At 46.8% G+C, this 11,576-nt stretch carries 9 protein-coding genes; all 9 read right to left on the bottom strand.

Translation table 11 applies throughout. From position 1 onward, the window contains the following. On the bottom strand, positions 1 to 1,070 hold a 1,070-nt coding region (gene murA, locus ACLTL4_RS03290), incomplete at its 3' end, for a UDP-N-acetylglucosamine 1-carboxyvinyltransferase (protein ID WP_412320220.1). A gap of 47 nt (positions 1,071 to 1,117) precedes the next feature. After that, positions 1,118 to 2,212, bottom strand: a complete 1,095-nt coding sequence (locus ACLTL4_RS03285) for an FtsW/RodA/SpoVE family cell cycle protein (RefSeq protein ID WP_022118343.1) — start codon at positions 2,210 to 2,212, stop codon at positions 1,118 to 1,120. A 24-nt stretch (positions 2,213 to 2,236) separates the two neighbouring features. Beyond that, complete coding sequence (gene murD / locus ACLTL4_RS03280) at positions 2,237 to 3,592, bottom strand: UDP-N-acetylmuramoyl-L-alanine--D-glutamate ligase (RefSeq protein WP_022118344.1); 1,356 nt, start codon at positions 3,590 to 3,592, stop codon at positions 2,237 to 2,239. Positions 3,593 to 3,698: 106 nt separating this feature from the next. Next, positions 3,699 to 4,661 (bottom strand): phospho-N-acetylmuramoyl-pentapeptide-transferase, encoded by a 963-nt coding sequence (gene mraY, locus ACLTL4_RS03275; protein ID WP_179966530.1) that lies wholly within the window; start codon positions 4,659 to 4,661, stop codon positions 3,699 to 3,701. 146 nt (positions 4,662 to 4,807) lie between these two features. Further along, positions 4,808 to 6,535, bottom strand: coding sequence for a peptidoglycan D,D-transpeptidase FtsI family protein (locus ACLTL4_RS03270; RefSeq protein ID WP_412290502.1), 1,728 nt, complete (start codon positions 6,533 to 6,535; stop codon positions 4,808 to 4,810). A 386-nt stretch (positions 6,536 to 6,921) separates the two neighbouring features. Then, positions 6,922 to 9,300 (bottom strand): peptidoglycan D,D-transpeptidase FtsI family protein, encoded by a 2,379-nt coding sequence (locus ACLTL4_RS03265; RefSeq protein ID WP_412320219.1) that lies wholly within the window; start codon positions 9,298 to 9,300, stop codon positions 6,922 to 6,924. Between the two features lie 22 nt (positions 9,301 to 9,322). Then, the gene (locus ACLTL4_RS03260; protein WP_022120049.1) at positions 9,323 to 9,838 is read right to left on the bottom strand and encodes a septum formation initiator family protein; all 516 of its coding nucleotides are present in this window, start codon (positions 9,836 to 9,838) and stop codon (positions 9,323 to 9,325) included. A gap of 42 nt (positions 9,839 to 9,880) precedes the next feature. Next, the gene (gene rsmH, locus ACLTL4_RS03255; protein ID WP_147631159.1) at positions 9,881 to 10,834 is read right to left on the bottom strand and encodes a 16S rRNA (cytosine(1402)-N(4))-methyltransferase RsmH; all 954 of its coding nucleotides are present in this window, start codon (positions 10,832 to 10,834) and stop codon (positions 9,881 to 9,883) included. 15 nt (positions 10,835 to 10,849) lie between these two features. Then, positions 10,850 to 11,281: a division/cell wall cluster transcriptional repressor MraZ gene (mraZ, locus tag ACLTL4_RS03250; RefSeq protein WP_022120047.1), complete on the bottom strand. Its 432-nt coding sequence runs from the start codon at positions 11,279 to 11,281 to the stop codon at positions 10,850 to 10,852. Positions 11,282 to 11,576: the final 295 nt, after the last annotated feature.

The following is an 11,576-nucleotide window of genomic DNA, read 5'->3' as shown; positions in this document are numbered from 1 at the left end:
TTTCCTTCGATCACAGCTTCCCTGCCGTCTGTGGTCACATCCGCCCCCATCCGGTTCAGCCACGGTGCAATTCGGAAGCGTTCTTCAAAAATACACTCCCGGATCACGCTTCTGCCCCTGGCCACGCAGAGCGTTGCAAGCAGCTGGGACTGCAGATCCGTCGGAAAACCGGGATACGTCTCTGTACAGACCACAGGAAGCGGATTTATCGCTTTTCTTCCATCCAGGTAAAATCCATCTTCCCTGTTCTCATACACTGCACCCATCCTGCCAAGCACATCCAGGACGGACTCCATATCGGATGGACGCATCCCTTCCAGACAAATCTCGCCTCTGGTCGCTGCCGCTGCAAACAGATAGGTGCCTGCCACGATCCGATCCGGCATCAGCGTGTAGGTGCTGTCCCTCAGATGGCTGACTCCTTCTACCAGGATACAGGAAGTTCCCTCTCCTTCGATCTTTGCACCTTTCTCACGCAGAAATCTGCAAAGTTCTGCAATTTCCGGTTCTTTTGCACAGTTTTCAATCCGGGTACGCCCTCTGGCATAAACAGCCGCAAGAATGACATTTTCCGTGGCACCGACACTTGGAAAACGAAGATGGATCCTGCTCCCGCAAAGGCCGTCTGTCACTGCACAGAGCATGCCGTCTGTCTCTTCACAGACAACTCCCATCTTTCCAAGGGAGGTGATATGGATGTCGATCGGCCGCATCCCGATGATACAGCCTCCCGGAAACGGCATTTTCGCCCTCCCGGCTCTTCCAAGCATCGATCCGAGCAGAATGATCGTGGAACGCATCCGCTCGCCGAGCGATGCTGCGACCTCAAAATGTTCTGCTTTTGCAGCATCTATGATCAGCGTCCCGTTGTCTTTCTGTACCGTACAGCCGATATTCTCCAGTATTTCAATCATCACATCAACATCACGAATCGCCGGAACATGATGCAGCGTCGTCCTGCCCGGATGCAGAATGGATGCCGCCATCAAAGGCAGGGCCGCATTTTTGGAACCCTGAAGTGTGATACTTCCGTGCAGAGGTGTTCCACCTGTTATTTCAAAGTATTCCACCCAAACCCCTCCGCTTACTCAATCTGGAAATTGCTTCTATAAAATTATCATATGCATTTTTTCTCGCTTTGCCACCGGCTGACTGCCAAAACCAGCCCCATCTCCGAGAGCAGAAACAAAACGGAAGTACCTCCATAACTGATAAACGGAAGTGTGATCCCGGTATTCGGAATCGTGTTTGTCACAACGGCTACATTTAAAATCACCTGGATCGCGATGTGCCCCATGGCTCCCGCCGCGATCAGTGACCCGAAAAGATCCGGTGCATGTACAGCAATCACCATAAACCTCCAGATCAGCACCAGAAAAACAAGCATCAGGATCGTGGCACCGACAAATCCAAGTTCTTCGCAGATGATTGAAAAGATCATATCATTCTGTGCCTCCGGCACGAATCCGAGCTTCTGGATGCTCTCGCCGAATCCTCTGCCGAACAGTCCGCCGGAACCGATCGCATAAAGTCCCTGGATTGTCTGATAGCCCTTTTCGTAAGCCTCCGGATTCTTCCAGATGGCGATCCTCTCCAGGCGGTAAGACTCCATCCCAAGGAACAACGCCATCATGCCTGCTCCGGCCGCCGCGATCCACACAAACTGCATATATCTTTTGTCCGATACAAACACTACGATCACTGCGATGCCGAGAATGATGATCGCCGTACTTAAGTTGTTCGTCCCTACCAGTGCCACGATCGGCAGTACCAGAGCAATCACAAACACCAGGTTCAGAAAACTGTTCCTTTTTTTCTTCTGTCTTCCGACCATTCTTGCCAGAAACAGAATCACGGCAAGTTTGGCAAACTCGGACGGCTGAAAGGAAAGAGGACCAAGTGAGAGCCATCTTCTGGAACCGTTGTAAGCATTGCCCGCAAATAATACCAAGGTGGATAATGCAAGGGAGATCAGATAGGCTGCGATGGCATATTTTTCAAAAATATGGTAATCCATACAGCTGATCAGGTACATGGCAAGCATCCCGAGTGCCGCTGCAAAAAACTGCTTTTTCATATAATAAAAAGCATCTCCGAAGCGGACACTCCCATTGTAGGAACCGGTGCTGTATAACACTGCTAGCCCAAAAACAACAAGAAACAGCACCATGCATACCAGCAGTACATCTCCTCTGCCGGATTTTGTTCTCATTGCATCACTCCCTGCATTCCCGGATTATAAATTTCTTACTAATTCTTTGAATCTTCTTCCGCGGACTTCGTAGCTTGGGAACATATCCCAGCTCGCACATGCCGGTGAAAGAAGTACGGCATCGCCGCTTTCTGCATTTTCTGCACAAACTTTGACGGCTTCTTCGAGGCTTTCTGTCATGATGATGTTATCAAATCCACACTTACGTGCTGTTTCTGCAATTTTTTCTTTTGTAACACCGAGCAGTACCAGATATTTTACTTTGCCGTCAAAAGACTGAATCCATTCCGTGTAATCGGAGCCTTTGTCATATCCGCCTCCGATCAGCAGAGTCGGGCGTGACATCGCCTGGATGCCCTTGATCGCCGCATCCGGATTGGTTCCTTTGGAATCGTTGTAATAAACAACACCGCTTTTCTCTGTCACAAACTCAATGCGGTGTTCTACTGCCTGGAATGCTTTTACTGCTTCCTGGATCTTTTCAAGCGGAACGCCGTAAGATAATGCCATGCCGGCTGCTGCCATTACGTTTTCGTAGTTATGTTTGCCGACGATATTTAAATCCTGTGTTTTGCAGATTGCAAGTTTCTGACTCTCATCTGCATACCAGATCGTCTCATCTTCCAGATAAAGTCCCTGTTTCAGTTTACGCTCACTGCTGAAAAATAATACCCTGATCTGAAGATTTTCTCCAAATGCACGCAGGATCGGATCTTCGTAGTTGAGGACACAGGTATCTTCGGATGTCTGATTTTTGGTGATGAGCTCTTTGACTCTTATGTACTCTTCCATGGTATGATGGCGGTTCAGATGATCCGGTGTGATATTTAAGATCGCACTTACCTTTGGATGGAACTGATCGATCGTCTCCAGCTGAAAACTGCTGATCTCCGCAACGGTCACACTCTCTTCTGTCATCTTCGGAGCTGCCTGCGTATAAGGATTTCCAATGTTTCCAACGACATAAACGCTCTCTTTCCAGCATTTCATGATTTCACCTAAAAGGCTGGTTGTTGTCGTCTTTCCGTTCGTGCCGGTGATCGCCAGAACATCGCCTTTTGCGTTTTCATATGCCAGCTCTACTTCACCCCAGATGCGGATGCCGGCTGCTTTCATTTTTTCTACCACCGGCAGATCTGTCGGTACACCAGGACTTAATACCACAAGATCCAGCTCTTTTAACTGCTCATCACTGATCTGCCCGATCAGGATCTGTGCCTTGCTTGCGGAAGGCAGTTTCATGCGGATTGCTTCCTCGTGAAGCTTTTCATTGCCATCAAACAAAATTACAGTTGCACCGCTTTTTTCCAGAAGCTCACAGGCTCCGATGCCGCTGATGCCGCTTCCGAATACCAGGACCTTTTTATCTTTAAAATCCATCTTCTATTCTCCTCCTCGATGTTCGTATCTTATACTATGCTGTCAGAATTAAAAACCTGAAGCTATGATGTCTTGCTATGGCTTAATACTCCACCTTGATATCTGTTTATGATACCAGAACGAGTCCCAGCAAGCACAACAGTGCTGTCACAACGGTAAAGACTGCCACAACTCTGGTCTCAGACCAGCCACAAAGCTCAAAATGATGATGGATCGGGGCCATCTTAAAGAATCGTTTTCCGCCGGTCTTCTTAAAGTAGGTGACCTGGATCATAACAGAGAGTACCTCCACCAGATAGATCAGTCCGACAACCAGGATGATCCACGGCATCTTCAGCACATAGGCTGCACCTGCCACAAATCCTCCAAGTGCCAGAGATCCGGTATCTCCCATAAATACCTGTGCCGGATAGACGTTAAATAACAGAAATCCGAGCAGTGCACCGGTAACCGCTGCCGTGATTGGCTCAATGCCGCCGCCAAGCCCGATGGATACAGCAGTAAAGAATACAGCGACCATTGTCGTAACGCCTGTTGCCAGTCCGTCAAGTCCATCGGTAAAGTTGACTCCGTTGACTGTTCCGATCACTGCCAGATAAACCAGCGGAACCGTGATCCATTTGCAGTCAAAATACTGATCGCTGAACGGGATCCTCATCGTCAGGAAACTTTTGTCCACGATCAGGATATACGCCAGAAAAATGGTCGTAACAATGATCTGTCCGAGCATTTTCTGCTTCGGAAGCAGACCGTCGGATCTTCGAAGCACAACTTTCAGATAATCATCCAGAAATCCGATGATACCAAAACCCAGTGTCAGAAACAGAACCGGGATGATGTTCGGATATCTGCGGATAAAGAAAAGAGAGGTGACCAGCACACTGATCAGAATGATCAGTCCTCCCATAGTCGGCGTGCCTGCTTTTTCAAGATGGGACTGTACACCTTCGGTTCGTTCCGTCTGACCGATCTTCAGTCTTTTCAGGAATGGGATAATGATCGGACTCAAGACGACACTGATTGCAAAGGATGCCAGCAATGCAATGATTACTTCTGTACTTATTTTCATATTTACCTCCTGCTGCCGCATAACGGCGGCCTCGTTTTCTGGTTGTCAGGCCGCTTGTCTGCGACGCATAACTCTATGCTAGTATAAAACTTTTCCTCTTTTTTCGCAACTGTTTTATCTTAGTCGGAAAAGACTCCCCTTCTGTTTTATTCAGCAGACAGCAAATGTTCGACTTGATCCATTGTTCTGACCGCATCCGTTTCCTGTGCAGCTTCTTTTTCGATTCCGAGATAAGGCAGAATATTTTCAAAAACCGTCCGCATGACCGGGGCACAAATCGTTCCTCCATAATATACGCCCTGCGGATTGTTTATAATACAGATTCCAAGGATCCTGGGATCTTCTGCCGGAACAAATCCAAGAAAAGAGGAAATGTATTTATTTGCACTTCGCGGCAGTGTCTCGGAAGTCGCTGTCTTTCCTCCTATATGATATCCTTCGATATAGGCCTTTTTGCCGCCTCCTTCGGAAACGACTTTTTCGAGAATCATCCTCATTGTCTTGGAAACCTGCTCCGATACGATCTGTTTTCCTTCCTTATAAGAAAGTGTTTCCAGCAAAGTACCGTCATCTTCCCGCACTTCCACCCCAAAATGCGGCGTGATCTTATGGCCGCCATTGATCAGGGAACACACCGTTGCTGCCAGACGGATCGGCGTGATCTGAAAGGACTGTCCGAACGAGATCGTTGCCAGTTCCACCGGCCCGATATCCTTTTTCTGATGCATGATCGTCCCTGCCTCTCCCGGAAGATCGATCCCAGTCTTTTCGAGCAGACCGAACTGCTGAAAATACCTGTAAAAAGCATCTGTCCCCAGCCGCTGTCCCACTTCAATAAAAACCGGATTGCAGGAATTCATGACCCCCTGCACAAACGTCTCACTTCCATGACCGGTCGTTTTATGGCAGCGTATCCTCCTGTCATCGACAATCCGAAATCCGGGACAGCTGAAAGTATCTTCCGGTGTTACAACGCCCTCTTCCAGAGCTGCCGATGCCGTTATGATCTTAAATGTCGAACCCGGCTCATACGTGTCGTTGATGCAGCCATTTCGCCACATTTTGTTTCTTTCATCCTGAATTTCCTGCTGTGACATGCCATTCGTACTTTTTTTCAGGTTAAACGGATCATTCAGATCGTATTCCGGTACATTTACCATCGCCAGGATCTCCCCGTTCCCGGGCCGCATCAGAATAATGGAGACACTGTCTGCCTGTTTCTGTTCCAGTGCCTGGTAAGCCGCCTGCTGTGCATACTCCTGCAGGTTTGCATCCAGGCTTAAGATTAGATTTTTCCCGGAAACCGGCTCTTTTCTTCCTTCTCCGGTGTCGGATAATTCCACACCTCTGGCATCCGTCATGGTCAGAATCTGCCCGTCTGTTCCTTTTAAGATGCTCTCATATTTGACTTCCAGTCCCACGATCCCCTGATTGTCACTTCCGGTAAATCCAAGCACTTTGGAAGCCAGATTTCCATATGGATAATTTCTCTTATAGTCTTCATCTACTTTCACGCCAGCCAGATCGTATTCTCTTATTTTATCCCCGGTCTGTTTATCCACATTCGTTTTGATCCGCTCAATGGAACTGTTCTTTTCCACGCGTTTCTTGACCTGGTCACGCTCCAGCCCCAGTTCTTCTGTCAGCACATCGATCACTTTTTCCGGCTCTTTGATCTGACTGTGGATCACAGAAATCGTACATACCGTCTTATTATCCGCCAGCACTTTTCCGTTGCAGTCCAGAATTTTTCCGCGGGCCGCTTTGATACTTCGCTCCCTCTCATGGAGATCCTGTGCTTTTTCGCTGTAATAATCTGCCCGAAGCAGCATCAGATACCCCAGCCGCCCAATCAGAAAAAGCATCGCCGCCATGCACAGTGCAAAAACAGCCACGATCTTTTTGCGGTGAAATGTTTTGATCTTTACAAACAATACAAAAAACCTCACAAAAGCTTTCTATTATTATATCGCTGCTTCTGTGAGGTTAAAACTGCAAATTCTTTATATGATGCCAGGGTCAAAAGGTCTAAATCCACATGAGCTTGCTCATAAGTGGATGAAAGACCTTGGGACCCGCCCAGATATGAGCATAAAAGTGGGATGATAATCCCACGATATGCGAATACTGGAGAGGATTGTGGGAGTGCAACGCACGGAACAATCCGTAGGCATCATAGTTGAGGACTTTTGACACCCACATCTTTATATCTTAACCAAATCAAGGAAGTCCCCTGCTTCAATTGCGAATATCCATTTGACTAATAACTGTTATTATTTTCATCAATACCAAGCTTTTCGTTGGTGATCCAGTCCTGCGTACTCACGCCGTCACCACTGTCCTGTGACTGGAGCGGAGCCGGTATATTTGAATGAAACGCCGATCCCTCATCGTCCGTCGTACCCTGCGTCGTGGAATCGCTGCCACTGATCACATTTCCATAAGCATCCGTCTGTGATGTCTGAGCATCGGTTGTGCCTGTCGCAGAGGATGTACTGCCGGATGTCGTTCCAGAGGAAATGACATTTCCGTACTCGTCCGTTTCAGCGGTCGTACCGGAAGAGATGACATTTCCGTACTCGTCCGTCTCAGCGGTCGTTCCGGAAGAGATGACATTTCCGTATTCATCTGTCTCCGTTGTCTCTGATTTTTCTTTGATCAGAGCTGCGTTTCTTCCGTTTTCCACATCTTCTCTGGTCAGTTCCAGCTCCTGAAGCAACTCATCTGTGATCTCTTCCGTCTGTGGAATGTTCAGATACGGAAGCACTTCCATCATGATCTTTCTGGAAATGATCATAGAGTAACCACCAGTTTCCTGATTTTCAACGTTTGGCTCATCGACAACAACATACACTGTAAGCTGCGGATCATCCACCGGTGCACATCCGATGAAAGATACCAGATATTTTCCTTCCCAACGTGTTCCGGTCTCCGGATTGATCTTCTCTGCAGTACCTGTTTTACCTGCCACACGGTAGCCCGGCACTCTTGCTTTTTTTCCGGTACCATCCAGAACAGTCTGCTCCATGGCACTTAACACAAAATCTGCATTTTTCGTGGATACCGGCTGACGCAGAAGGACCGGATTGATATTCTTTACCACTCCGCTGTTATCATCCAGGATCTGCTTTACCATATGCGGCTCATAATAATATCCGCCGTTTACCACTGCATTAAATGCCGCATATTCCTGGATCATCGTGCTGGTAAAAGTCTGACCGAAGGTATTGGTCGCCAGCTCTACCTCGTGCATGCTGTCCCTGTCATACAGTACACCGGTACTTTCGTTCGGAAGGTCGATCCCTGTCCGGCTTCCGAAATTAAACAGTCTCTGGTATTTCAGGAATGGTGTGATCTGCATTTTCATTCCGATCTGCATCATCGCATCGTTACAGGAATTTTTGATAACATCACTTAACGTCTCATCTCCATGACCGTAAATATTATCACATTTGATTTCTGTATCGGTGACAAATTCTCCACCGTCACAGACGTAGGTAGCATCTGTCGTGATCGCACCCATCTCCAGTGCCGATGCTACCACGATCGGTTTAAACGTAGAGCCAGGCTCAAAACTTTCGGATACGCAGTAATTGTACCATTTCTCATTCAGAGCATCTGATTTTTCTTCCTCTGTCATGGATTTCAGCTCTGCGTCCGTATACTTGTCGCTTAAATCGTCCGGATCCGTGAGGTCAAATCCGTGGTTGCTCGCCATCGCATAAATCTCGCCGTTCTGCGGATTTCCGACGATGACACCGATGTTTTTCGCACCTTTGCCGTCCTCGGCATCTTTGCCGTACTCTGCATCAAATTCAGCGATGTACTTTTCCACAACCTGCTGGATGTTGATATCCAGGGTGGAAACGATTGTATTTCCATTGGTCGGTTCAACGATCGTCCTCTGCAGGTCGGAGTTCTCATCCAGATAACCGAACTCTCTGCCGTCTGTCCCGTTCAAGACATCTGTGTAGTAAGATTCCAACCCGCTTGCACCGCCGGAATTGCTTCCGACTCCGATCACATTGCTCGCAAGTGTTTTCAGCGGATAATCCCGGACGTAATCTTCTTCAAACCAGACACCCTGAACACACCGCCGCCTTGCAAGGTCTGTCTTGGTGTACTCCTTTTCAGAATCGATCTCCGTATAGTCCTCAAATGTCTGCTTTTCTTCCAGAGAAATGCCCTTTTTCAGAACCTGATAACGACTACCGGATGTTGCCGGATCAGTAATCAGTGAACGAAGCTCTGCTTCATCCAGACCTAATGTTTTCACAAGTGCATCGATCGTCGGTTCAATGTAATCAATTTCCTGCTCTTTCAGCTTTGCCTGTTCTTCTTCATCACCACCGTTTACCGCTACACAGTCGAGAATGACATTATAGACCTTTTCACTTTTTGCAAACACATTTCCATTGCGATCCTGGATCTCTCCGCGTTTGTATGGGATCGTTCTGCTGTCATACTGTTTCTGTGACAGCACCTGTTTTGCATAATTATCGCCGTTTTTGGCTGTAATATATACAATTCTTAAATTTAATCCCAGTAACACAAACAAAACTAATGCAAAACTTCCCACCAGTTTTTTCTGCATTAGTTTTGAAAAGTGCTTTCTTTTTTTTCTTTTCTTTTCTGCCACTTTATACCACCTGTCTGATTACTCACTCTGTCGGAACATCACTGTACTGTCTTACATAGTCGCTGCTCTTGTCATCGTAAGTTTTTACCTGTTCTTCTCCGGCATAAACCATACCCAGTTTGTTGATGGCAATATTGCGGATCGTCTCCAGATCTACGGACTTCAGTGCACTTTCATAGGCAGCATCATTGCGTTCTTTGAGATCTGCAAGCTTGGCCTCCTGTGTCGCCACCTGATTACGATAGGATGTATTCAATGCCTGTTTCTGAAGAAAGTTGATGCATGAAACAACCACGATCATTCCTGCAATTCCAAGAAAGATAACGTCACGCAGATGCATCTGCAGTGCACGTGCACGGTTGCGTCTTGTTTTGGCACTCGTCCGTTTTCTGCGTCGCGGCTGTTCCTGTCTTCTCTCGGTTTCTCTCTTTTCCGGTACAGGGCGAGTCTGTAATTTGCGAACGGTACTGCCATCAATATAAGCATATCGACCTGTCTGTCTTATGTTATCATCTCTGCGATAATTTCTCTCTGCCATATCGACCCTCCTGTCTCTTACATTTGTCTCTGTTTACCTGTTTCATGACTCCTCTTCCTCCCGTCTTCTTTCGAAAACACGAAGTTTGGAGCTTTTTGCTCGTTTATTATATGTTAGTTCTTCCTCACCCGGTATAATCGGCTTTCTGGTGACCACAAAGCCCTTGGATTTCCTGCCGCATACGCAGACAGGAAACTCCCTTGGACATATACACGGATTTTCATTTTTTCTGAAGTTGTTTTTTACGATTCGATCTTCCAGCGAATGGAATGTAATCACACAGATCCTTCCTCCGTCATTCAAAAAATCGATCATGCTGTCCAGCGAATCCCTTAAAACTTCCAGTTCTCTGTTCAGTTCGATCCGAATTGCCTGAAAGGTCTTTTTGGCCGGGTGTCCGCCTACTGCTCGGACTTTCATAGGTATGGCTGCTTTTATGATTTGAATTAACTCCCCAGTTGTTTCAATTTCTTTCTGCTGCCTTGCATTTACAATGTGCTTCGCGATGTTTTTTGCGAACTTCTCTTCGCCGTAATCGCGGATGATACGGTACAGCTCCATCTCGCTGTATCCATTCACAATATCTTTTGCGGTCATATCCTGACGCTGATCCATCCTCATGTCAAGCGGTGCGTCTTCGCGGTATGTAAATCCCCGCTCAGCCGTATCCAACTGGTAGGAGGATACCCCGAGATCCAAAATAATCCCATCTGCCGATGAAATGCCAATGCTTTTCAGTTCCTTTACCATATTGCAGTAATTGCTGCGAATAATAGTAACTTTATCTCCAAACTCCCCTAATCGCTCCTTTGCCGCTTCGATCGCAGCTGCATCCTGATCAATGCCGATCAGCCTTCCTTTATCCGAAAGATGTCTGCATATTTCATAAGAATGCCCTCCGCCACCTAACGTGCCGTCCACGTATATGCCGTCCGGTTTGATCTGCAAAGCTTCAATGCTTTCCTTCAATAGTACAGATTTGTGTTTAAATTCCATATTGTCCTCCCCAGGCTATATGCAAAGTCCCAAATCCGACATCTGCTCTGCAATATCGTCCATGTTATCGCAGGAATTATTTTCCATCCATTTGGTTTTGCTCCATATTTCAATCCTGTTTAACATACCGGCAAGCACTACATCTTTCTCAAGACCTGCAAATTCTCTCAGCGGTAACGGTAAGAGAATTCTCCCCTGCCTGTCCAGTTCACATGGTGTAGCTCCCGCCACAAAAAACCGGGAGAACTGCCGTGCATTTTTGTTTGTAAGCGGTAATGCTTTTAATTTTTCTTCAAAGATCTGCCATTCATTTCCCGGAAATACAAATAAACATCCATCCAAACCTTTCGTAACGATAAACTCATTTTTCAGTTCTTCTCTGAATCTGGAAGGGATGATCAGTCTGCCTTTGGCATCAACTGTATGATTGTATTCGCCCATGAACATACGGCACACCCTCTTTCGTGCTGTGGCTGTGGTTTTCACTCCATTTTTTACCACTATGCACCATTCTTTACCACTTATGTGTTAATAATATCCCAAAGCACATAAAAAGGCAAGTGTTTCTTGGCGTTATTTTTTATTTTTTTCTGTACATTTCCGCTTTTTTTCACCGTTGTTTGTCACAGATATGTCACCAATCGTAAAAGAATACCGCCGTATTCTTTTGCGAATTACGACGGTATTCTTTTTCGGCTTTCGGAAAAGCAGTCGTTATTTTCTTTCTGCCGTTCTGAAAATA

Origin of the sequence: Hominisplanchenecus sp., assembly GCF_046967715.1 — a bacterium.
In the GTDB taxonomy this organism is placed as follows: Bacteria; Bacillota; Clostridia; order Lachnospirales; family Lachnospiraceae; genus Hominisplanchenecus; species Hominisplanchenecus faecis.
The sequence above is the reverse complement of the archived record's forward strand: the minus strand, read 5'-3'. Positions and strand labels throughout refer to the sequence as shown.

What these genes read in the sequence shown, in the direction of transcription:
- mraY (WP_179966530.1), bottom strand. Translation starts at nt 4,661, where the DNA reads ATGAAAATAAGTACAGAAGTAATCATTGCATTGCTGGCATCCTTTGCA.
- ACLTL4_RS03270 (WP_412290502.1), bottom strand. Translation starts at nt 6,535, where the DNA reads ATGGCGGCGATGCTTTTTCTGATTGGGCGGCTGGGGTATCTGATGCTG.
- mraZ (WP_022120047.1), bottom strand. Translation starts at nt 11,281, where the DNA reads ATGTTCATGGGCGAATACAATCATACAGTTGATGCCAAAGGCAGACTG.
- murD (WP_022118344.1), bottom strand. Translation starts at nt 3,592, where the DNA reads ATGGATTTTAAAGATAAAAAGGTCCTGGTATTCGGAAGCGGCATCAGC.
- ACLTL4_RS03260 (WP_022120049.1), bottom strand. Translation starts at nt 9,838, where the DNA reads ATGGCAGAGAGAAATTATCGCAGAGATGATAACATAAGACAGACAGGT.
- ACLTL4_RS03285 (WP_022118343.1), bottom strand. Translation starts at nt 2,212, where the DNA reads ATGAGAACAAAATCCGGCAGAGGAGATGTACTGCTGGTATGCATGGTG.
- rsmH (WP_147631159.1), bottom strand. Translation starts at nt 10,834, where the DNA reads ATGGAATTTAAACACAAATCTGTACTATTGAAGGAAAGCATTGAAGCT.